This is a genomic window from Azohydromonas caseinilytica, assembly GCF_012927045.1.
Lineage (GTDB): Bacteria > Pseudomonadota > Gammaproteobacteria > Burkholderiales > Burkholderiaceae_C > Azohydromonas > Azohydromonas caseinilytica.
The window spans coordinates 12506-34585 of sequence record NZ_JABBFW010000031.1; the positions used below are offsets into that span (position 1 = coordinate 12506).

A 22080-nucleotide genomic window follows, 5' to 3' on the forward strand; every position below is an offset into this window, starting at 1 on the left:
TCCCAAATACCCGGGCCGCCTCCATCCCCTCGCCCGCGAAGCGGGAGAGGGGCAGGGGTGAGGGTTGGGGCGGAAAGTGCGGCTGCTTTTGCGCTGAGAATATTTGGACCTGATAGAAGCCCAGTGTGAGCCGAATCCGCCGTGAATGAAGAATATGGTGTAGTCAGGCCAGTGGTGGATTGCGTGGGATGCGCGGTATTGCATCGCTCATCTGCAGCCAGGGTTGTGCGGAGTCGCACCAGATGTTGACTTGCGGCTGCAGCCACGAGGTGTCGTCCAGCGTCCCGGCCTTGATCCAGTCCATCGTCGGCGTCGCGGCGAGTTCAGAAAGTATTGGAGACCCGCACTTGGAACAAAATCTGCGCAATACGGGCAGGCCGCTTTCCCCAATGTCTTGATATGTGTTCGGCTGCGCACCCTCCATGACGAGTGCGCCCTTTGGTATTGCGACGAGGATTGAGAACGCAGTGCCGGTTTGGCGCTGGCAATGCTTGCAATTGCAGATTGCGGTCATCAGCGGCGCGGCATCCGCTCTGTAGCGGACGGCCCCGCAAAGGCACCCACCTTGAATGGTTGGCATGGCAGTCTCCATAGAGAAAGGTCAATAGCGCCGAAAAAGCCTCCTTTCCCGTGGCGTGAGCGGCTTCGGCGGGCACGCTTCACGGCCGCAGGTAAAAGCTCAGTTTTGTGTGCGCTTGAAGATGGCGGCCTTTGGGTTTGCTGCTGTGGGCAATATAAGCGTCGAACTTTCGCATTGCCAGGTTAATGATCGCGCCAGTATCCGAAACTGGAGCTGCATGAGCGGCTAAATTCATCGGCTCTCCAGACAGGGAAGTCCGTATTTATCTGGCGGCTGCCGAACCATTAACCCACAGCCCCAGCCCCGTGCATTCCTCCCGCCTCCGCCCCCACCTTACCGCCCCCAGTACCGCCAGCCCCGCCAGCATCCCCACCACCACCGGCGCCTCCGGCACCGGCGTGGCAAGGAACGCCCGCCCGCTGCCATCGGAAAGCGTCCCTCCGCCCAGGATCTGGCCGCGGTCGTTGAGGGCGTTGGCGAAGTCCAGCCGGTCCCAGCGCGCGTCGGAGCCGGGCGTCATCAGTCGGTTCAGCTCGAACGCCTGGCCGTCGCGGAACAGCAGGGCCGTGAACTGCCGCCGGTCCTCGTCCACCAGCGTCAGGCGGTAGCCGGTGGCCCAGTCGCGGTCGTTGAGGTCCTGCGCAAAGGTCTCGGCGCCCAGGTTGAGGTAGCCGCCATCGAGGTAGAGCGCCGTGCCGAGCAAGTCCTGGCCGGCGTCGCGCCAGAGCGTGATGGCGTGGCCGGCGTTGTTCAGCGCCGTGGCCCGGTACGAGCCGCCGTGCGCCATGTCGACCGGCTCGGGCAGCGTCCGCACCGTGCCATCGCGCAGCAGGTAGGCGCGCAGGTGCACCTCGTCGCCGGGGCGGCCGAGGCCGCCGGCAATCACGCCCGCGTCGTTGAGGGCGGCGACGGTGAAGAAGTCGGTGCCCGGAATGTCGAGGTAGCGCGCCCGCCGGCCGTCCCACACGAAGGCGCGGCCGTCGGCCTGGCCCAGCACCTGGCCCGACTCGTTGATGTCGTAGGCCTCGCCGGTGTCGGCGCCCAGCGCGCTGGCCAGGTTGATGGAGCGGCCGTTGCGCCACAGGAAGGGCACGCGGCTGCCGTCGCCCAGGCGCCGCGTGCCGACCACGGCGCCGCGCTCGTTGAGCGCCAGCCTGCCGCCGCCCCAGGCGCCCAGGTCGTGCAGCCGGCCGCCGCGCCACAGGAAGGCCTGCTGCGAGTGGTTCTCGATGAGGGTGACGTCGCCCCGGTTGTTGAGCGAGGACACCGAGATGCTGTCCAGCCCGGTGAGGGCGTTGAGGTCCCGCACGCGGTAGCGCGGTGCTTCCTGGGCGAATGCGCCGCTTGCGGCACAGGCGGCCAGCACCGCCAGCGCCGCGCGATGAATGAATCGCGCCATTCACAGCCTCCATCCACACCGGACCCCACGGCCCGCGAAGGCGTCATTGGCGCAAACGTCGCCGCCCCGGAGGCTTGTGCGAAGGTAGGGAGTGCAACCGGAGGTTCCAGCTTCGGGGCCAGTGTTGCGGGTGATGAAGCACCCTCACCCCTGCTCCTCTCGCGCGAGCGGGCGAGGGGAGGGCGGCGCCCGTGCTTCGGCCGGTAGACCTGCCTGTATTCAGGCCGCCCGCTGCGCCCGCCCCCCGTGCAGTTCCTGCACCGGCGCCAGCGCCGCCTCGGCCAGCGAGGAAGACGTGGTCACCAGCGGCTTGGAGATGTGCCAGGCCTCGGCGATGGCTTCCATCACGGCGGGCGTCGCGGTGTGATGGACCATGTGGCCTTCGCCGGGCACCACGTGCAGCCGGCTCTGTGGCAGCCGGTCGGCCAGGCGCTGCGATTGCCAGCGCGTGATGACCAGCAGGTCCGCCTCGCCGGCGACGATGACGGTGGGCACGCTCAGCTTGCTCTCGTGGCGGCGCTGCTTGATGCCTTCCCAGATCATCATTCCCGACTCGGCCGCGCTCGCCTGCAGCGTGCCCGGGCGCAGCGACATCCAGGTCGGATAGCGCTTCTTGAAGTTCTCCGTGACCGGCCTGGGCGCGAAGATGCGCCGCGTCATCAGTGGCCAGATCGCGCGGCTGAGCAGCGGCGAGATGGTGTGGCGCAGCAGCGGGCCCAGCACTGGCAGCGCGGGCAGGCCCATCAGTGGCGAGTCCAGGCGCAGGCTCGGCGTGTAGTAGCCCGACACCAGCACCAGCGCGCGCAGCGCCTCGGGCTCGGCCAGCCCCATGGCGAAGGCCACCATCGAGCCCCAGGAATGACCCAGCACGATGGGCCGCTCCACGCCCAGCGTGCGCAGTGCCTCCAGGAACAGCCGCGCCTGCGCCTCGGGCGTGTAGCTGTGGCCATGGGTCGGCCGCTCGCTGTGGCCGTAGCCGGGACGGTCGAACGCGTAGACGCGGAAATGGCGCGCGGCCAGGTCCACCAGGCCGCTGATCTCCATCTCGGTGGCCGAGGCGCCGTTGCCGTGCAGCAGCACCAGCGGCGGGTGGGCCGCGTCGCCGTGCACCGTGTAGTGCAGGCGCACGCCCCCGGCCGTGACGAACTGGCCCTGCGGCGGGTTTTCCGCCTCGGCCTTGCGCGTCATGGCGCGGGTCACGAGGAACGAGGTGCCGAGCACCGTGGCGGCGGCGATCAGGCCGGGCACCAGCTTCGAGGTCGAGCGGGCGGTCATGCCGATGGTCATGGGGTGGGTCCTTTTCATGGTCGTTCCCGGCCCTCGGGGCAACCGTCGTTCCCGTCTTGCTGCGGCGCACCAAAAGACGACTACCGGCCCGGGCCAGCCTCAGGCAACGGGTGTTGTCAAGCCGGCCGCGCCGCGGGCTGCGCCATTGCGCGGTGCCGGCGGGTACCGGTCTACAGTGGCCGCGGACCCGGCCCGATTGGCGCGGCACGCTCATGCGCGCGCCGCGGGCCGGGGCGTTCGGCGGCTGCGGGCGTTCCCCGCGAGCTGGCCGCTCACCGCATTGCATGCCATCTGGAGGGGACGCCATGCACCGCCATTCCCGTTACGCCCCAGGAGCCGGCACAGCCTGCGCCGCTGTGCTTTCCCTGTCCGTCCTGGTACTGAGCGCCTGCGGTGGCGGCAGCGGCGACAGCGCCGACGCCCCGCCAGCCCAGGCCACGGCCGCCGCCGGCGAGCGACCCGCCGCGGCCACGAGTTGCCCGCCGCTGCAGGGCACGCCCGTGTTCCAGGGGCGCGTTCCCAAGCCCGAGACCGTGCTCGGTTTCGCCCTGGGCAGCCAGGAAGTGAGCAGCGAGCAGGCGTACCAGTACATGCAGGCCGTGGACCAGGCCAGCGCGCGCGTGGTCACCGGGGAGGCGGCCAGGTCCGCCGAGGGCCGGCCGCTCAACTACGCCATCGTTGGCCGCGAAGCCAACGTTTCCGCCATGGGCCTGCAGCGCGTGCGCGACGCGGTGCGCAAGCTGCGCGACCCTGCCACTTCGGTCGCAGAGGCGGCATCCCTGGCCGCCAGCACGCCGGGCATCCTGTGGGTCAGCGCCAACGTGCACGGCAACGAGGAAAGCGGCACCGACGCGGCGCTGCGCGTGCTCTACGAGCTGGCCGACCGCGAGGACTGCGACGCCGCGCGCATCCTGGACAACAGCATCGTCGTCATCCTGCCGATCCAGAACCCCGACGGGCGCGAGGCCGACACCCGGCGCAACGCTTACGGCTTCGACATGAACCGCGACTGGTTCGCGCGCACGCAGTCCGAAACCGACGGCAAGCTGGAGCTGCTGCGCCAGTACCCGCCGTTGCTGTTCATCGACTCGCACGAGATGGGCCAGAAGAAATTCTTCTTTCCACCCAACGCCGACCCGGTCTACCACGAGGTGCCGGACCGGGCGCTCTCCTGGATCAACAACCTGTACGGGCCGGCCATGGCCGCGGAGTTCAACCGCCTGAAGATTGCGTTCTTCACCGGCGCGACCTACGACCTCTACGCCGCCGAGTATGGCGACAGCGTGCCCACCATCGGCTTCCACGCCGCGGGCATGACCTTCGAGAAGCACAACGGCGACCCCATCGCCACCCGGCTGCGCGAGCAGTACGTGGCGATGTGGGCTTCGCTCTCCGCCGGCGCCGGCGAGCGCCAGCGCCTGCTGGGCGAATGGCGGGCGTCGCAGTTGGAGGCCCAGGACCAGGGCCAGCGCGGTTTCCTGGAGCCCAACGCCATCCAGTTCGACCCCAAGACGCCGCTGTACCAGGAGGTGCCGGCGCTGCAGGTGCGGCATTACTTCTTCCCCGACGATCCGGCGCGCCAGCGCGAGCTGGCGCAGCTGGTGCGGCGGCTGCAGCGCATGGACGTGCAGGTCTACCGGCTGACTGCGCCGCTGCAGGTGCCCGGCTACCGGCCCTACGGCGGCTCGCCCGATACGGCCATGCTGCCTGCGGGCACCTACTGGGTGCCGATGGCGCAGCGCCAGAAGCACTGGGTCCAGGCCCTGCTGCACGAGGACCCCTACATCCCGACCTCGTACAGCTACGACGTGTCGGGCTGGAGCAACCCGCTGCTGCTCAACCTCCCGGGTGGCTCCTCGGGCGCCGTGCTGAGCCCGCAGGCCAGCCTGGTGGGCGCCCAGGCCGTGCCGGCCTGGCCGGCACCGGCCGCCACGCCGCGCATCGGCCTGCTGGAGCTGCCCGGCACGGCCGGCTTCGAGTCCGCCGGCTCGATGCGCTACGTGTTCGAGAAGGTCTGGAAGCTGCCCTACACCTTCCTCACGCCCGACAAGCTGCAGGCCAGCCTGGGCCGCATCGACGTGCTGCTGGTGCCTGACGGCAGCGCCAAGGAGGCGCTGCAGACGCTGGGCTCGCGCGGGCAGCAGGCGCTGGCGGACTGGGTCAAGGCCGGGGGACGCTACGTCGGCTACCAGCGCGGCGCCGAGCTGGCCGTGGGCGTGGGCATCTCCACCGTGGTGCTCAAGGCCTCCGGCACGGCCACGTCCGGGGCGCTGGTGCGGGTGCGGCTGCAGAACGGCAGCCCGTTGGCCGCCGGCGTGGCGACCACGGGCTCCAGCGTCTCCAGGGCCTGGGTCATGTACGACGACGATGCCCGGATGAGCCCGGGCCTGGGTGTGGCGGTTGCCACCTTCCCCCCCGTCGGCACGCCGGACTTCCACGCCTCCGGCCTGCAGACCGGCCTGGAGGAGCTGGACGGCTCGGCCGCCATCGCCGACGAAACGGTGGGCAGCGGACGCAGCATCGTGTTCTCCTTCGACCCCAACTTCCGCGCCTGGACCGAGGGCACGCAGCGCATTCTCTGGAACGCGCTGCTGGGCCCGAACCCGGCGTTGGCCTCCGCGGCAGCGGCCGCCGCGCCGGAGTCCGCGCGCCAGGGCGCCGTGCAGGGGGCCCAGCGCGCCGCCCAGGCCCTGCCCGAGCTGGACAAGCCCATCCGCATCGTGGTGCGGGCGGCCGATGCGGACGCCACCCGTGCGCTGCTGCAGCGCTACGGCACCGAGTTCCAGGAGTCGCGCCGAGGCGAGCGCGTGGTGTTCCTGATCGCCAACCGCGAGGAGCTGTCCGGCGAGGAGCATCCCTTCGCGCAAGACCTCGCCGCGGAGCTGCGGCGGCTGGTCACGCCGCTGTCGGTGCGCATGCCGTGACGCCGGGTTGAAGTGACGGAAGCCGGCCGCCCACGGGCGGCCGGCTTCGCTTCGGGGCGACGAGCCCGCGCACCAGGCCACGCGCCGCGCGCAGCCTGAAGGCGGGCCGGGCTGTCAAGCGCGACCCGCGCCGCCGGCAGCGCCATTGCGCGCCGGCCGCCGGGCCAGGCTTACAGTGCTCGCCCCGGTCCGGACCCCGTCGCACGCCCTGGTGCGACGCGCCGGCCGGTGCCGTCGGCAGCCTTTGCCGGGAGCCTGTCCCGCCAGCGCGCTGCGCCCTGCATGCCTCGAAGGAGACGCCATGCACCCTCACCCCCGCCACAAGAGAGCCGGCACTGCCTTGCAGGCCGGTCTGTTCTCGCTGTCCGCCCTGGTGCTGAGCGCCTGCGGCGGCGGCGACAGCCCCGGGCCCGCGGCGGCTCCGATGGCCGCGACCTCGGCCGCGGTCGAGCGCCCGGCGGCGGTGGACGCGAGCTGTCCGCCGCTGCAGGTGACCCCCGTGTTCGAGGCGCGCGTGCCCACCCCCAAGGACGTGCTGGGCTTTGCCCTGGGCACCCGGGAAGTGACGAGTGCGGAGTCGGACGCCTACCTGCAGGCCGTGGACCGGGCCAGCGCGCGCGTGGTCACGGGTATCGCCGGCCGCTCGGTGGAGGGCCGGCCGCTGCGCTATGCCATCGTGGGCCGCGAGAACAACGTGTCGCCCATGGGCCTGCACCGCGTGCGCGACGCGGTGCGCAAGCTGCGCGATCCCGCCACCTCGGCCATCGAGGCGGCGGCGCTGGCGGCCACCACGCCGGCCATCCTGTGGGTCGCCGGCAATGTGCACGGCAACGAGGAAAGCGGCGCCGACGCCGCGCTGCGCGTGCTCTACCACCTGGCCGACCGCAAGGACTGCGACGCCGCACGCATCCTGGACAACAGCATCGTCGTCATCCTGCCGATCCAGAACCCCGACGGCCGCGAGGCCGACACGCGGCGCAACGCCTACGGCTTCGACATGAACCGCGACTGGTTCGCGCGCACCCAGCCCGAGACCGACGGCAAGCTGGAGCTGCTGCGCCAGTACCCGCCGCTGCTGTTCATCGACGCCCACGAGATGGGCTCCGAGGACTTCTTCTTCCCGCCCAACTCCGATCCCGTCTACCACGAGGTGCCGGACCGGGCGCTCTCCTGGATCAACTACCTGTACGGGACGGCGATCTCCGCCGAGTTCAACCGCCAGAAGATTCCCTACTTCAACGGCCCGCCCTACGACCTCTACGCCGCCGAGTACGGCGACACCGTGCCCACCATCGGCTTCCACGCCGCGGGCATGACCTTCGAAAAGCACAGCGACGACCCCCTCAACCGGCGGCTGCGCGAGCACTACGTGGCGATGTGGACCTCGCTGTCCGTGGCCACCAGCGAGCGCGTGCGGCTGCTGGGCGACTGGCGGCTGTCGCACCTGGAAGCCGTGGACGAGGGCCGGCGCGGCCTGCTGGAGCCCAACGTCATCCAGTACGACGCCCCGTCGCTGTACCAGCCGGTGCCGAACCTGCGGGTGCGGCACTACTTCTTCCCCGACGACCCGGCGCGCCAGCGCGAGCTGGCGCAGCTGGTGCGGCGGCTGCAGCGCATGGACGTGCAGGTCTACCGGCTGCAGGCGCCGCTGCAGGTGCCGGACTTCCGCCCCTACGGCGCGGCCACGCGCAGCGTCACGCTGCCCGCGGGCACCTACTGGGTGCCGATGGCGCAGCGCCAGAAGCACTGGGTCCAGGCCATGCTGCACGAGGACCCGTACATTCCCACCGACTACAGCTACGACATCACGGCCTGGAGCAACCCGCTGCTGCTCAACCTCCCGGGCGGGTCCTCGGGCGCCGTGCTGCGCCCGCAGGCCAGCCGCCTGGACCTGCAGACCGTGCCGGCCTGGCCGAAGCCGGCCGTCACGCCGCGCATCGGGTTGCTGGAACTGCCCGGCACGCTCGGCTTCGTGTGCGCCGGCTCGATGCGCTACGTGTTCGACCGCGTCTGGCGCCTGCCCTACACCCCTCTCACGCCCGACACCCTGCAGGCCAGCCTCGCCAAGCTCGACGTGCTGCTGGTGCCCGACGGCGACGCCGAGGAGGGGCTGAAGGCGCTGGGCACCCGTGGGCAGCGCGCCCTGGCGGACTGGGTCAAGGCCGGCGGGCGCTTCGTAGGCTACGTGGGTGGTGCCGAGTTCGCCGTGGGCGCGGGCGTTTCGACCGTGGTGCTGGAGCCTTCCGACACCGCCACCTCCGGCGCGCTGGTGCGGGTGCGGCTGGATCGCGGCAGCCCGCTGGCGGAAGGCATCGCCACCTCCGGCACGGGCCGGCCCACCGCCTGGGTCATGTACTACGATGATGCCAAGATGAGCCAGGGCCTGGGACAGGCGGCCGCCACCTTCCCCGGCCTCAACGAGCCGGACTTCCATGCCTCCGGGCTGAAGACCGGGCTGGAGGAGCTGTCCGGCTCGACGGCCATTGCCGACGAGGCGGTGGGCCGCGGGCGCAGCGTGGTCTTCTCCATCGACCCGAACTTCCGCGCCTGGACCGAGGGCACGCAGCGCATCCTGTGGAACGCGCTGGTTGGCCCGAACCCATCGCTGGCTTCCGCGGCGGCGGCGGCCCAGCCCGAGGCCGAGCGCCAGGCGGCCGTGGAGGCGGCGCAGCGCGCCGCCCAGGCCCTGCCCAAGCTGGACATGCCCATCCGCATCGTGGTGCGCGCGGGCGACGCCGACGCCACGCGCGCGCTGGTGCAGCGCCACGGCGCCGAGTTCCAGGAGCTGCGCCGGGGCGAGCGCGTGGTGTTCCTGATCGCCAATCCCGAAGGCCTGTCCGGTGAGGAGCATCCCTTCGCGCACCAGCTCGCACGCGAGCTGCGGCAGCAGGTCACGCCGCTGTCGGTGCGCATGCCGTGACGATGGCTTGAGTTGAGCGCGAAACCGGCTGCCTGCGGGCGGCCGGTGTGGTTGCGGCGGGCAATGGGCCTCGGGGGGACTTCACGGTTTTCTCAGGCTGCCTGCCCGCCGGCCCCGGCCTTGTCCTCCAGCAGCTTCACCAGCGCATGCAGCGCCCGGTTCACCGGCGTGGCGAGGCCCAGGGTCTGGCCGCGGCGCAGCACGTAGCCGTTGAGGTGGTCGATCTCGCTGCGCTTGCCGCGCGCCACGTCCTGCGCGGTGGAGGACAGCTGCGTCGGCATGGTCTGGGCGATGAGCCGTACCGCGGCGTGCGGGTCGCCGGTCACTTCGACGCCGTCGGCCCGGGCCACGGCCAGGCACTCGTCCACCACGTCGTCCAGCATGTCGGGCACACCCTCGCCCTGGGCCAGGCGGCCGTAGGGCAGCTGGGTGATGGCCGACAGCGCGTTGTAGGCGCAGTTGACGATGAGCTTGGCCCACAGCGCGCCGCGCACGTTGCCGGAGATCGTGGTGGGCACGCCGGCGGCGTTGAGCAGCCGCGCCACGGCCTCGCCGTTGTGCGAGGGCTCCATGACCAGCTCGTTGCGGCCGTGGTGGCGCACATGGCCCGGGCCGGCCATGCCGGTGGCGACGTACACCACGGTGGCCGCCACCTCGTGATCCGGCAGCACGGCGCGCAGCCGCTCGGCGTTGTCCACGCCGTTCTGCATGGACAGCAGCAGCGCGCCCGGGGCCAGGTGCGCTCGCAACTGCGCCGCAGCCGTCTCGGTGTCGGTGGACTTGACGCAGAAGAGCACCAGGTTCGCGCCCTGGGCGGCGGACGCCTCGGTGCTGGCGGCCAGGCGCAGCCGCTGGTCGAAGCCCTGCATCTCCAGCCGCAGCCCGTCGCGCTCGATGGCCTGCACGTGCAGCGGGCGGCCGATCAGCACCACCTCGTGCCCGGCGCGCGCCAGCAGCGCGCCGTAGAAGCAGCCCACGGCACCGGCGCCCATGACGGCGACCTTCATGCGGGCAACGGGCTGCGCCGGCGCGGCGTCGGGCTGGGATGGAGCGGAGGCGGGGGGCGGCGTGGGCATGGCGTCGGAGCAAGGTGAAAGTTGCGGGCGGACGCCGATGGTACGGGGCGGCCGGCGGGCCTCCCGGCTCTGCGGGGAGACGGGGCCCGGGCCTACGTCCGGTTGCACCGCGTACGTTCGTGCAAGAACCATGAGGCCGGCGGCCTGCGTCAATGCGCTCTGGCGGGCCGCTTCGGGCCCGCGGTGCGCAGGAGGTCGGCGTGATGAGGCGTTTCTTCCATGGCATGGCGGCGCTCGTCCTGAGCGTCGGCCCCCTCGGCATGGCCTGGGCGGCGGACCCGCAGTACCGCGTGCGCGACCTCAGCGCCCTGACCGGCCTGAGCGACGCCACGGTGTTCTCGATGAACAACCGCGGCGACGTTGCGCTGTACGACCACGACAGCGGCCACGGCTTCCTGTGGCGCGACGGCACGCTGCACGACCTGGGGACCGCCGTCAGCGGCTTGGCGCTCAACGACCGCGGCGCCGTGGCGGGCACGCGCCGCGGCGCGGACGGCAGCGCGCGGGCCTTCCTGTGGCGCGACGGCCGCTTCACCGACCTCAACGACGCGCTGGGCGCCGGCAGCGCCGAGGCCAACGGCATCAACGCGTCCGGGCAGATCACCGGCACCGCGGACGGCCGCGCCTACGTCTGGGACGGCCGGCGCGTGCGCTACCTCGACCTCCCCGGCGCCACGGGCAGCACGGGCGCGGACATCAGCGACCGGGGGGTGGTCGGCGGTGCCTTCGAGCGCGCGAACGACGGGCTCGACGCGCGGGCCTTCGTGGCGCGCGACGGGCGGGTCGAAGTGCTGCCCGAACCCATCGTGTTCGAGTTCGGCGGCCGCTACGAGGCCCTGGCCGTCAACGACAAGGGCAGCGCCGTCGTGCGCTACTGGGACTACAACTGGGGCGACATCGGCTCCAGCCTGTACCTCGATGGGCGCCTCATCGACCTGGGCGTCAACCGCCTGGCCATGGACATCAACGCGCGCGACTGGGCCGTGGGCACGAACTTCTGGGAGGTCAACGAGGACGAGTTCGTCCGAACCGCGATGCTGTACCGCGCGGACGGCAGCCGGGATCTCAACGGGCTGCTGGTGGCCGCATCGGCCGCGCGCTGGGACCTGCAGATCGCCAACGCGATCAACGACCGCGGCCAGATCGCCGGCTACGGCGTCCTGGGCGACGGCTCCGAGCGCATCTTTCTCGCCACGCCCGTGCCCGAGGCCTCCGGCATCGCGATGCTGCTGGCCGGGCTGGGGGTCGTCGGCGCGGCGGCGCGGGTGCGGCGGCGGACGGCGGGCGGGACCGCGGCGCCCTGAAGCGGGCTACACCTGCTGCCAGGCGCCCAGGCTGGACAACCGTCTCGGCCCTGTGCCGGCCAGGGCCCGGCGGCCTGGGTTAGAAACCGGGCATGGTCGGCAAGAGACACCTGCGCACCGGACAACCCTTCGTCACCGCGGCCCCCGAGGCGCCGCCGTCCTGCCCGCTGTGCGGGCGGCCCATCGTGCCCGGACCCACGTCCGACGAGCACCACCTGGTGCCGCGCAGCCAGGGCGGCAAGGACACGCAGCTGGTGCACCGCATCTGCCACCGCAAGATCCACGCGACCTTCAGCGAGAAGGAGCTGGCGCGGCGCTTCCACAGCTGGGCGGCGTTGCGCGCGCATCCGGAGATCGCCGACTTCGTGGCCTGGGTGGCGACCAAGCCGCCCGAGTACTGGGACCGCACCATCCGCCCGCGGCGCCGGCGCTGAGCCCGCCATGGCGTCCCGCGCGTTCCCGGGAAGGCTCGTGACCACGCTGCTGCTGCTCGCCGTCGTCGCGCTGCTGTTCCTGGCGGCCATCTACCGCTGGCAGGACCGGCTGCTCTACATCCCGGACCGCGCGCCGGTGGAGCGCCTGGCCGTGGACGGGCTGCGGGCCTGGCCCTCGGCGCAGGATTTCAGAGGCCTCGTCGCCGAGCCGGCCGGCACGGTGCGCGGCACGGTGGTGGTGTTCCACGGCAACGCCGGGCATGCCGGGCACCGCGCCTTCTTCGCGCAGGCGCTGGTGCCGCAGGGCTGGCGCGTGATCCTGGCCGAGCATCCCGGCTATGGCCCGCGCGGCGGCGCGCCGGGCGAGGCCAGCCTGGTGGCGGATGCGCAGGCAACGCTGGCGCGGGCGCATGAGGCCTTCGCGGGCCCGCTGCTGGTGGTCGGCGAGTCCCTGGGCGCCGCCGTCGCCGCCGGGGCGGCGGCCGGCCGGCGCGACATCGTCGCCGGGCTGCTGCTGATCACGCCCTGGGACCGGCTGGCGCACGTGGCTTCGCTGCATTACCCCTGGCTGCCGGTGCGCTGGCTGCTGCGCGACGGCTACGACAGCGTGGCCTACCTGGCGGGTTTCGGCCGCCCGGTGGTGGTGGCCGTGGCCGAGCACGACCGCATCGTGCCGGCGCGCCTGGGCCGGGCGCTGTACGCCGCGCTGGAAGGGCCGAAGCGGCTGCTGGTCATCGAAGGCGGCGGCCACAACGACTGGCCGGAGCGCCTCGATGCGGCCTGGTGGCGCGAGGCCCTCGGCGCGGCGCTGGACGAGGCGGCGCGTTGAGCCGCCGTCCCGGAGCCGGCTCAGCAGCAGCGCATCCCGCCCCCGCCGCCGTAGCGCCGGTCGATGGCGCGCTTGCTGTACTCCTCGCGCGTGAGCACCGGCGCGCCGGGGTGGCGCGCGGCGGCATGGGCCAGGTAGCGCTCGTAGTCGGGCATGCCCAACACCTGGCGGCAGGCCGAGCACACGCTGCGCCAGCGCGTGGCCAGGCTGGTGAAGGCGTCGCCGTCGGCGCTATCGCGTGCCGGCGCGGGGTTCTGCGCTTCGGGCCGCGCGCTCATACCGGCGCTCCACGCGTCGCCACCGGCGGGATCTCGTGCGCGGTGGGCTTGGACTGCCGCAGCGCCTGGGTGCAGATGCGCAGCGCGAACACGCACATCGCCAGCACCAGCAGCACGAAGAAGCCGCACACCACGGCGTCGAGGTAGTTGTTGAAGGCCACGCGCTGCATCTCCTCGATGCTCTTGGCCGGCGCCAGCACCGTGCCCTGCGCGGCGGCGTCGCTGAACTTGCGGGCCAGTGCCACGAAGCCGATGGTGGGCGAGGGGTGGAAGATCTTCTGCACGCCCGCGGTGAGCGTGGTCACCAGCAGCCACGCCGTGGGCACCAGCGTGATCCACACGTAGCGCTCGCGCTTCATCTTCACCAGCACGCTGGTGCACAGCAGCAGCGCGATGCCGGCCAGCATCTGGTTGCCCACGCCGAAGAGCTGCCACAGCGTGTTGATGCCGCCCAGCGGGTCCACCACGCCCTGGTACAGGAAGTAGCCCCACAGCGCCACGCAGGCCGCGGTGGCGACGAGGTTGGCCGGCAGGTTGTTGGTGTTGCCGAAGGGCTTGTACACGTGGCCCAGCATGTCCTGGATCATGAAGCGGCCCACGCGCGTGCCGGCGTCCACGGCGGTGAGGATGAACAGCGCCTCGAACAGGATGGCGAAGTGGTACCAGAAGGCCTCCATGGCCTTGCCGCCGAAGGCCTGGCCCAGGATCTGCGCCATGCCCACGGCCAGCGTGGGCGCGCCGCCGGCACGCGAGAGAATGGTGCTCTCGCCGATGTCTTTCGCCGTCTGCGTCAGCACCTCCGGCGTGATGGTGAAGCCCCAGCCGGAGATGACCTGCGCGGCGTTGGCGGCGGTGGTGCCGATCACGGCCGCGGGCGCGTTCATCGCGAAGTAGATGCCCGGGTCCAGCACGCAGGCGGCGGTGAGCGCCATCAGCGCCACGAAGCTCTCGGTGAGCATCCCGCCGAAGCCGATGAGCCGCATGTGCGACTCCTTCTCGACCATCTTGGGCGTGGTGCCCGAGGAGATCAGCGAGTGGAAGCCCGACACCGCGCCGCAGGCGATGGTGATGAACAGGAAGGGGAACAGCTTGCCACTGAACACCGGGCCGCTGCCGTCGATGAAGCGGGTGGTGCTGGGCATGGACAGCAGCGGCGCGACGAAGTAGATGCCCAGCGCCAGCGCCACGATGGTGCCGATCTTGAGGAAGGTGCTGAGGTAGTCGCGCGGCGCCAGCATCAGCCACACCGGCAGGCTGGCGGCGACGGCGCCGTAGATGATCAGCGCCCAGGCCAGCTGCGTGCCGGTGAGCGTGAACAGCGGGCCCCAGGTCGGGCTCTCGGCCACCACGCGGCCCAGGAAGATGGAGGCCAGCAGCAGCACCACGCCGAAGGCCGAGGCCTCGCCCACGCGCCCGGGGCGGATGATGCGCATGTACACGCCCATGAGCAGCGCGATGGGGATGGTGGCGGCAATGGTGAAAAGTCCCCAGGGGCTGCCCGTGAGCGCCTTGACCACCACCAGCGCCAGCACCGCCAGGATGATGATCATGATCGCCAGCACGCCGATGGAGGCCAGCGTCCCGGCCAGCGGGCCCAGCTCCATCTTGATCATCTCGCCCAGCGACTTGCCGTCGCGGCGCACCGAGGCGAAGAGCACGATGAAATCCTGCACCGCGCCGGCGATGACCACGCCGCTGAGAATCCACAGCGTGCCGGGCAGATAGCCCATCTGCGCCGCCAGCACCGGACCGACCAGCGGGCCCGCGCCGGCGATGGCGGCGAAGTGGTGGCCGTAGAGCACCCACTTGTTGGTGGGCACGTAGTCCATCCCGTCGTTGTGGCGCAGGGCCGGCGTGGGACGGGTGTCGTCCAGGCGCAGCGCCTTGTCGGCGATGAACTTGGAATAGAAGCGGTAGGCGATGAAGTAGACGCTCAGGCCCGCCGTCACCAGCCACACGGCGTTGACCGACTCACCGCGGTGCAGCGCCAGCGTGGCGAACGAAAAGGCGCCCAGGATGGCCACCACCGGCCACAGGAGCAGGGATGCAAGCTTGTTCACGACGCTTCTCCTCCAAGAACTGCGCGGAGGCCGGGCGCGGGGCGTGCGGCCAGGGCGGGGCACGGGCCCGCGGCGGGTCAGGCGCGGGTCGCTGGAGGAGCGGGGCAAACGGCGTGCACGGGAAACCGAGAACGAAGATGTAGGCACCAAGCAAGCACAGGCACAGGAACTGACAGCCGGCACTGCGCTCGTCGGCGTTTCCTGGTCGCAGCTGCACCTGCCACGGCCGGCGGCTGCTGTCGTGGCTCAGCCGTGGGCAGCGCCCTGGGCCGCAGCCTGAACCGCGCTCAGGAAGGTGAGATAGCTGCGGGAGCGGTTCTTCATCGACAAATGGCGTGCCATGCGGCGAGCGCCGTTTTGCTTGCTGAACTCGGGAATCAATTGCTCCACTTGCACCGAAGGTTTTTGCCAACTGTCCGGGTCCGTGTAGCGCTTGCGCATGGCGGCCGTATCGCATTTGGCGCCATCGTAGGCCCTGGATAACGCACCGAGATCACCCAGATACCAGCTCTCCAGTTCCTGACAAACCAGCCGCACGATGGCTTCGGAACGCCCCGCATCCCGGCACATGGTCACCAGACGCTGTTTCAGTGCCACGCAGTCCTGGTTGTCGTTGTCGCGGACGATCACGAATCTGACGCCCGGCTCCTTCCAAGCTCTGAGCTTTATGGGGATGCTTCTGTCCAGATCGCTCTTGCCTTCATGCTTCACACATTGAAAGTGCTGATTGACGACCCAGCCGGGAATGAGCCGCGGGAGCAGCTCGTCCAGAAGTATTTTCATTGAAGGCTCTTCAACCAGGAAAATAATTCTTCCCATCATTGATTCAGCCCTTCAAACAGCCCTTGCTTCCAGAGATAACCTGGTAGATCGCCTGCCTCGTACAAGGAACGTAAATTTTCGGAGTCGACTGCGCGGCTGATGGTGGTGAATCCAGAGATTTTCTTGAGGCAATAAACTTCCTCAAGCTTCAGCGCATTCAAGAAATCAGGAGAGTGCGTTGATATGAAAACCTGGCCGCCGCGGCGGGCATAGGCTCGAAACTCCTCGGCAAGCTCTGGCAGAAGTTCCGGGTACAACTGGTTCTCAGGTTCCTCAACGGCGAGCAATGGGAAAGGCTTGGGATCGTGCAGGAGCACGAGATAGGCAAATATTTTGATCGTGCCGTCTGACACGTAACGGGCGATGAACGGGTCTTTGAAGCTGCCGTCCTGAAAGCGCAGTACTAGACGCCCGTCTTCAGTTGGCTTGGCCTCGACCTTTTCCACGCCAGGCACCCGGCTCGCCATGACCTCCAGAATATGGTCGAATTGCTTTCGGTGGTAGGTGTAGAGATACTGTGCCACCTGAGCCACATTGTCGCCGCGCGTGGAAAGGTGTTCGGAGTATCCATCCTCGTTGCTCGGACGTGCTTCTGCAATATGAAAGTCAGAGATTTGCCAGCTTTCAATCAGCGAGCGAAACTCGGAAACAACTCGGAACTCTTTGAATTGTCCCAAACCTTTGATGGCTAGGATATCCGGTTCGTCCAATGCATATTCTGCGCGCTCCTCACTGGCGCCCAGATCCCCGTAAGCGGATTCATTGGTGATGGCCGTGCCTTTGCCGCAGGAAAAGTCAACAAAATGCCAAGGCTTTCCGCGCTGGCCCCGGCGGAATTTGAGCACTTCGCGCTCGACGACAATGCGCCCATCGCGATCGCCAACGGCAATCTCGTAGGTGGCCAGCCGCCCGCCGGACTCCCTGAACTTGAGGCTGATTTGCAGCGGCCCTGTCGATCCACGGCTGATGAGCTCTTTCAGCCCGCCGCGCCGCATCACGGCCCGACCGACGTTCTGAGACAGGGATTCCTTCAGGAAGGAAAAGACATCGAACAGCGTTGATTTTCCGGTGCCGTTGGCGCCAACCAGCGTCACCAATCGCGGCAGGTTCTCCAACTTGGCGCGGCGAAATACGCGGTAATTTTCAATCTCTATGGATTCGATTTGCACGGCATCATCCTTGGCAGCCCATTGAGCCCTGCCGTCCGGCAAACACTGGCAGCCTATTTACACCAACGTATGCCTGCTTGGCAGTTATTCATTGACCAATGGCGGCAAGGATGATACCCGTGCAAATGTCCGTTTCTTGGTGCAGGCGCCTTCCCATTGGATCAAAACCGCGCCTTTCGCCCGCTTGGCGCGTGCGCCCCGCCTCACATGCTGAAGCGCCCGCCCTCCACCGCCTGCTGGGCAATGAGAAACGCCGCCGCGTTCCAGCTCTGCCCCGCCATGCCGCAGGGCTGCAGCGTGCGGCCGTGGAACCACTCGCTGAAGCGCCAGCCGGCCGCGGCGTTGGCGGCGGCAAGCTTCACCAGCTCCCCGCGCGCGAACTCGCGCTGGCCCAGCAGCGCCAGCGCCATCACCCAGAAGCCGCCGATGAAGGGCCAGATGCCGCCGTTGTGGTACTGGTGCGGGTGGTTCTGCTGGTGCCGCGCCATGTACTGGCGCCACAGCTCGTGCTCCTCGTGGATGGGCTGCAGCACCGCGCGGCCGGGGTAGGGCGCGCCCGCGCCGCCGGCCTGCAGCGTCTTGAGCACCTGCTGCGCCATCGAGTCGCCCGCCAGGCCGTACAGCACCGCCAGCACGTTGCCGAACACGTCGCCCTCGTCGCCGGCGAAGGAGAGGTTCACGAAGCTCAGGTACAGCCCCGGGCTGCCCTTGCCGCGCCGCGCGTAGTGGCCCATCAGCCGGCTGCGCCGGTACTCGGGCAACTCGCGGTGGAAGGGGTGGAACAGGTGGTTGAAGTGGTAACGGGTCTCCTCCCACTGCGGCAGCTCGTACAGCGACTTGACGCGGAACCACAGCGCGTTCGTGTAGAGCACGTAGCCCGAGCGGGGCATGATGTCCGCCCAGTCGCTGGCCTCGTTCTGCTGCAGCAGGAAGAAGCGCTGGTGCTCCTGGGCCTGCAGCCAGCGGATCGCCTTCTCGACCTCGGGCTGCCAGCGCGCCTTCAGCGCCGGATCGCTGGAATGGCGGCGCACGTGGTCCACCGCGATCAGCCACCACAGCGTGGCGTCGATGCAGCCCAAGTACCAGAAGTCGGCCTCGCTGCCGGCCGGATCGACGTACTTGGGAATCTGCCCGTTGGGCGCCTGGCCGCGCGCCAGCGCCTCCAGGCTGGCGACGGCGCCGGCCTCCAGCTCGGCATCGCCGCTGCCGGCCATGGCCAGCACGCAGATGGCGGCGTCGCGGCCGAAGACGCGGGTGTAGCTGCGCGACTCGGCCATCGCCCCGGGCGTGGCGGCCAGCACGCCGCCGGCGGTGCAGTTGCGCCTGAGCAGGGCCAGCGATTCCTGGCGGCAGCGCTCCAGCAGCTCGGCGGCGCCGGTGTCATGGGAGCTCGGCAGCTCGGGATGGAGGGCGTCCTTCAGGGTCAACATGGCTTTCTCTGGCTCTGCGGGCAGCATGGTGGAGCGGGATGGTCGCGCGGCCGGTGCGGGGCCATGCGCTCAATTGGCGGGCGATCACCCGCCAGTTCGCAGCGGCCCGCACCCCCTCGTGACAAACGCACGCCCCGGCGCGGCGGCTCCGGATGCTGTCTCCGTTGCCTGGCGCCATGCTGGGGTTCAAGCCGCCGGCACGCTTCCCCCTTCGGAACGAGGCCGCGGCCCCCGTGCGGCGGCGGCCATGCGGCCGAGGCGCCGCAGGCCCCACTGCGCGGCCACGCTCAGCACCACCAGCAGCGCCAAACCCAGCGCCCAGGCCACCCACAGCGCCGGCACCAGGAAGGGCAGCGCCGCCTGGAAGGCCGCTGCCGGGTGCTGCAGCTGCTCCAGGGCCCACAGCGCGAACTCGCGCGCGGCCTGCAGCTCCTGCGGGTCCAGCTCCATCCAGAAGGCCAGCCAGGGCGGCGCGCTCCAGTCGCTGACCCACTGCGCCAGCGCCGGCGCCGTGCCCGCGGCCGGCAGCGACGCGGCCCACTCCACCGCCCAGGCCAGGCCCCAGGCGCCCGCGGTCCAGGCCAGGGCCAGGACCAGCGTTGTCAACCAGAGGATCGATTTCATGGCGTGGGCTCTCATCAGCGCTTCACCTTGATTTGCTGCGCCAGCAGCTCGCCGCTGCGGCCGTCAACCTTCAGCTCGACCCGCTGTCCCTGGCCGTCACGGGCCTCGACCTCGTAATGGCCATCGTCCTCCAGCTCGATCTCGGTGATGTCGCGGTAGCCGCGCGCGGCCAGGCGCTCGACGACCTGCGGGATGCTCAGGGCCGGCACCGGGGCGGCAGGGGCCGGCGTGGACGCCGCGGTCTGTGCCTGCGCGCCGATGGCGGCGGTGGCGAGGAGGGCGGCGGCCAGGGGGCGAAAGCTCTTCAGGATGTTCATGGTCGTTTCCATGTCGGGAGAGGGTTGGACATGGCGTGAGGCTGCCGGGCACCGCATGAACGGCGCATGAATTGGCCGTTCACCGGGCATTCATGCCGCCGGCGCTACGCTTGCCCGGTCTATGCCGCTCCAAGTCCCACCTCCACTTCCGCTCCCTGGTCCACGGCTGCGCACGCCGAAGGCCCGCGCGCGCCGCCTCGTCCTGGCGCTGTTGTGCATGCTGATGACGGGCTGTCTCACGCCGGCGCGGGGCGACGGCCAGGACCGCGCCGCGGCCGAGCGCAGCCGCGGGCGCATCCTGGCCCTGGAGCGGCTGGTGCAGCAGGTGTCGGCCCTGCTGCCCGGGCGGATGCTGGAGGTTGAATTCGAGGAGGACGACGGCGTCCCGGTCTACGAGCTGACCTGGCTGCTGCCTGACGGCCGGCGCCTGGAGATCGAGCTGGATGCGCGCGACGGCCGCTGGCTGTCGCTGCAGGGGCCGCGGCTGGAAACCGCGTTCCGCCGTGCGCCGGTCAGCAGCCCCGCCGCGCCCGGAGCCGGACGATGAGGCTGCTGGTGGCGGAAGACGAGCCCGCGCTGGCGCGGCAACTGCAGCAGGCGCTGCAGGCGGCGGGCTTCACGGTGGACGTGGCGGCCGACGGCATCGACGCCGAGCATCTGGGCCGCGAGCTGCCCCTGGCGGCCGTGGTGCTGGACCTGGGGCTGCCCGGCAAGGACGGCTTGGCGGTGCTGCGCGCGTGGCGTGCCGCCGGGCTGGCGGTGCCGGTGCTGGTGCTCACCGCGCGCGGCAGCTGGCAGGAAAAGGTGCTGGGCATCGACGCCGGCGCCGACGACTACCTGGGCAAACCCTTCCAGATGGAAGAGCTCATTGCGCGGCTGCGGGCGCTGATCCGGCGCAGCAGCGGCCTGGCCAGCCCGGTGCTGGGCATCGGCGCGGTGCGGCTGGACACGCGCGGCTGCGCGCTGGAGGTGGAGGGCCAGCCGGTGGCGCTGACCGCGCACGAGTACCGCGTGCTGGCCTACCTGATGCACCAGCGCGGGCGCGTGGTGGCGCGCGCCGAGCTGTACGAGCAGCTGTACGCGCAGGACGCCGACCGCGACAGCAACACGCTGGACGTGTTCATCGCCCGGCTGCGGCGCAAGCTGCCGCCGGGCTTCATCGCCACGGTGCGCGGGCTGGGCTGGCGCATCGACGCGGGCGCCGCGTGAGCCGCGTCTCGCTGCGCCGCCGGCTGCTGTGGGCCGCCGCGCTGTGGATCGCCCTGGGGCTGGCCGCGGTGGGCGTGCTGCTGGTGCTGCTGTTCCGGCATCACGTGGAGCAGGAGCTGGCCGAGCGCGCGCGCGGCCAGCTCGATGCGCTGATCGCCGGCCTGGTGGTGGAGCCGGGCGCGGCCGGTGCCGCGCGGTTGGGCTTGCGGCGCGAACCGCCCGATCCGGCCTTCCACCAGCCGCTGGGCGGGATGTACTGGCTGGTGCAGGGCGCGGCCGGCCCGCCGCTGCGCTCGCGTTCCTGGTGGGACGCGCTGCCTGCCCCGGCGCTGGCGGCGCAATGGCCGAAGCTGGTGCCGGGCGAGACCGGGCGCTTCACCGGTACCGGCCCGGGCGCGCAGCCGCTGCTGCTGTGGGCGCGGCGCGTGGAGCTGGCCGGGCTGGACGCGCCGGTGGTGGTGGCCGTGGGCGCCGACGTCACGCGGCTGCAGGGCCTGACGCGCAGCTACGCCCTCACGGTCGGCGCCGCGCTGGGCGTGCTGGCGCTGGCGCTGTGGGCGGCGGCGGGGCTGCAGGTGCGCTCCGGCCTGGCGCCGTTGGGACGGTTGCAGGTGGCGCTGCAGCGCCTGCGCGGCGGCGAGGCGAGCCGCATCGAGGGCCGCTATCCGGCCGAGGTGCAGCCGCTGGTGGCCGACCTCAATGCCGTGCTGGACCACAACGAGCGGCTGGTGCGGCAGGCGCGCGAGCAGTCCGGCAACCTGGCGCATGGGCTCAAGACGCCGCTGGCCGTGATCGGCAATGCCGCTGTGCACTGGCCGGGCGAGGAGGGCGAGCTGGTTCGGGCCCAGCTGGCGCTGCTGCAGCGGCAGGTGGACCTGCACCTGGTGCGCGCGCGGGCCGCGGCGCAGTCCCTGGACGCCTCGCGCGGCGCCGGTCCGGGCACGCCGGTGGCAGCCGTGCTGGACGACCTGCTGCGCGTGATGGAGCGGCTGTACGCGGCGCGGGCGCTGCGCTTGGAGCGCGAGCTGCCGCCGCAGCCGCCGCGGGTGGCGGTGCCCACCGAGACGCTGCACGAGCTGCTGGGCAACCTGCTGGACAACGCGTGCCAGTGGGCGCGGTGGCGCGTACGGGTGCGCGTGGCGCCGCAGCCCGGCGCGCCGGAGAGGGTGGTCATCGAGATCCACGACGACGGGCCGGGCATCGCGCCAGAGCAGCGCGAGCGGGCGCTGCAGCGCGGCCAGCGCCTGGACGAGCGCCAGCCCGGTAGCGGGCTCGGCCTCGCCATCGCGGACGAGCTGGCGCAGCTGCATGGCGGGAGGCTGGAACTGGAGAAGTCGCCCCTGGGCGGGCTGCTGGCGCGGGTGGGCTTGCCGCGGCGGTGAGGCGGAGGTGTCGCCGGCGCAGAATCGGCCTGCTGC

20 protein-coding genes are annotated in these 22080 nt (G+C 70.8%); 8 read left to right on the plus strand and 12 right to left on the minus strand.

Features of this window, described 5'->3' with window-relative positions; translation table 11 throughout:
- Positions 1–163: 163 nt before the first annotated feature.
- The 4 genes from HHL10_RS25650 to HHL10_RS25665 all read right to left on the minus strand — a co-directional run bounded on the left by HHL10_RS25650 (position 164) and on the right by HHL10_RS25665 (position 3284).
- Complete coding sequence (locus tag HHL10_RS25650) at positions 164–580, minus strand: GFA family protein (RefSeq protein ID WP_169163258.1); 417 nt, start codon at positions 578–580, stop codon at positions 164–166.
- Positions 581–659: 79 nt separating this feature from the next.
- Positions 660–815, minus strand: coding sequence for a hypothetical protein (locus HHL10_RS25655; protein WP_169163259.1), 156 nt, complete (start codon positions 813–815; stop codon positions 660–662).
- Positions 816–842: 27 nt separating this feature from the next.
- The gene (locus tag HHL10_RS25660) at positions 843–1979 is read right to left on the minus strand and encodes a hypothetical protein (RefSeq protein ID WP_169163260.1); all 1137 of its coding nucleotides are present in this window, start codon (positions 1977–1979) and stop codon (positions 843–845) included.
- A gap of 219 nt (positions 1980–2198) precedes the next feature.
- A complete protein-coding gene (locus HHL10_RS25665; RefSeq protein ID WP_169163261.1) occupies positions 2199–3284 on the minus strand; it encodes an alpha/beta fold hydrolase in 1086 nt (361 codons plus the stop codon).
- A 287-nt stretch (positions 3285–3571) separates the two neighbouring features.
- Here HHL10_RS25665 and HHL10_RS25670 point away from each other — a divergent pair, with 287 nt between their 5' ends.
- Together HHL10_RS25670 and HHL10_RS25675 are read left to right on the plus strand one after the other, a co-directional pair.
- Positions 3572–6190 (plus strand): M14 family zinc carboxypeptidase, encoded by a 2619-nt coding sequence (locus HHL10_RS25670; RefSeq protein WP_169163262.1) that lies wholly within the window; start codon positions 3572–3574, stop codon positions 6188–6190.
- Positions 6191–6491: 301 nt separating this feature from the next.
- A complete protein-coding gene (locus HHL10_RS25675) occupies positions 6492–9110 on the plus strand; it encodes a M14 family zinc carboxypeptidase (RefSeq protein WP_169163263.1) in 2619 nt (872 codons plus the stop codon).
- A 92-nt stretch (positions 9111–9202) separates the two neighbouring features.
- On the opposite strand, the gene HHL10_RS25680 is transcribed toward HHL10_RS25675, so the two are convergent.
- On the minus strand, positions 9203–10117 hold the full coding sequence (locus HHL10_RS25680; RefSeq protein WP_169163297.1) for a ketopantoate reductase family protein: 915 nt from the start codon (positions 10115–10117) through the stop codon (positions 9203–9205).
- Positions 10118–10389: 272 nt separating this feature from the next.
- On the opposite strand from HHL10_RS25680, the gene HHL10_RS25685 reads away from it, so the two are divergent.
- The 3 genes from HHL10_RS25685 to HHL10_RS25695 all read left to right on the plus strand — a co-directional run bounded on the left by HHL10_RS25685 (position 10390) and on the right by HHL10_RS25695 (position 12753).
- Positions 10390–11490, plus strand: coding sequence for a PEP-CTERM sorting domain-containing protein (locus HHL10_RS25685; protein WP_169163264.1), 1101 nt, complete (start codon positions 10390–10392; stop codon positions 11488–11490).
- Between the two features lie 92 nt (positions 11491–11582).
- Complete coding sequence (locus HHL10_RS25690; RefSeq protein WP_169163265.1) at positions 11583–11924, plus strand: HNH endonuclease signature motif containing protein; 342 nt, start codon at positions 11583–11585, stop codon at positions 11922–11924.
- Positions 11925–11931: 7 nt separating this feature from the next.
- Positions 11932–12753 carry an alpha/beta hydrolase gene (locus HHL10_RS25695; protein ID WP_169163266.1) on the plus strand — a complete coding sequence of 274 codons (822 nt, stop codon included), beginning with the start codon at positions 11932–11934 and terminating at the stop codon, positions 12751–12753.
- Positions 12754–12773: 20 nt separating this feature from the next.
- Here HHL10_RS25695 and HHL10_RS25700 read toward each other — a convergent pair whose 3' ends face one another.
- The 7 genes from HHL10_RS25700 to HHL10_RS25730 all read right to left on the minus strand — a co-directional run bounded on the left by HHL10_RS25700 (position 12774) and on the right by HHL10_RS25730 (position 19453).
- Positions 12774–13031, minus strand: coding sequence for a YbdD/YjiX family protein (locus HHL10_RS25700; protein WP_169163267.1), 258 nt, complete (start codon positions 13029–13031; stop codon positions 12774–12776).
- Complete coding sequence (locus HHL10_RS25705; protein WP_169163268.1) at positions 13028–15091, minus strand: carbon starvation CstA family protein; 2064 nt, start codon at positions 15089–15091, stop codon at positions 13028–13030. Before HHL10_RS25705 ends, HHL10_RS25700 begins: the two co-directional genes overlap by 4 nt.
- Positions 15092–15337: 246 nt before the next feature.
- A complete protein-coding gene (locus tag HHL10_RS25710; RefSeq protein ID WP_169163269.1) occupies positions 15338–15913 on the minus strand; it encodes a DUF4276 family protein in 576 nt (191 codons plus the stop codon).
- Positions 15910–17082 (minus strand): AAA family ATPase, encoded by a 1173-nt coding sequence (locus tag HHL10_RS25715; protein ID WP_169163270.1) that lies wholly within the window; start codon positions 17080–17082, stop codon positions 15910–15912. Before HHL10_RS25715 ends, HHL10_RS25710 begins: the two co-directional genes overlap by 4 nt.
- Positions 17083–17285: 203 nt before the next feature.
- Entirely contained in the window at positions 17286–18512 is a 1227-nt protein-coding gene (locus tag HHL10_RS25720) for an amylo-alpha-1,6-glucosidase (protein WP_169163271.1), read from the minus strand.
- A 186-nt stretch (positions 18513–18698) separates the two neighbouring features.
- A complete protein-coding gene (locus HHL10_RS25725) occupies positions 18699–19136 on the minus strand; it encodes a hypothetical protein (protein WP_169163272.1) in 438 nt (145 codons plus the stop codon).
- Between the two features lie 14 nt (positions 19137–19150).
- Positions 19151–19453 carry a PepSY domain-containing protein gene (locus tag HHL10_RS25730; protein WP_235971795.1) on the minus strand — a complete coding sequence of 101 codons (303 nt, stop codon included), beginning with the start codon at positions 19451–19453 and terminating at the stop codon, positions 19151–19153.
- 217 nt (positions 19454–19670) lie between these two features.
- Here HHL10_RS25730 and HHL10_RS25735 point away from each other — a divergent pair, with 217 nt between their 5' ends.
- From HHL10_RS25735 to HHL10_RS31260, 3 genes are read left to right on the plus strand one after another with little or no spacing between them, the layout of a single operon-like run.
- Positions 19671–20000: a PepSY domain-containing protein gene (locus HHL10_RS25735; protein ID WP_169163274.1), complete on the plus strand. Its 330-nt coding sequence runs from the start codon at positions 19671–19673 to the stop codon at positions 19998–20000.
- Positions 19997–20662 carry a response regulator transcription factor gene (locus tag HHL10_RS25740; RefSeq protein ID WP_169163275.1) on the plus strand — a complete coding sequence of 222 codons (666 nt, stop codon included), beginning with the start codon at positions 19997–19999 and terminating at the stop codon, positions 20660–20662. Before HHL10_RS25735 ends, HHL10_RS25740 begins: the two co-directional genes overlap by 4 nt.
- On the plus strand, positions 20659–22044 hold the full coding sequence (locus tag HHL10_RS31260) for a sensor histidine kinase (protein WP_169163276.1): 1386 nt from the start codon (positions 20659–20661) through the stop codon (positions 22042–22044). Before HHL10_RS25740 ends, HHL10_RS31260 begins: the two co-directional genes overlap by 4 nt.
- Positions 22045–22080: the final 36 nt, after the last annotated feature.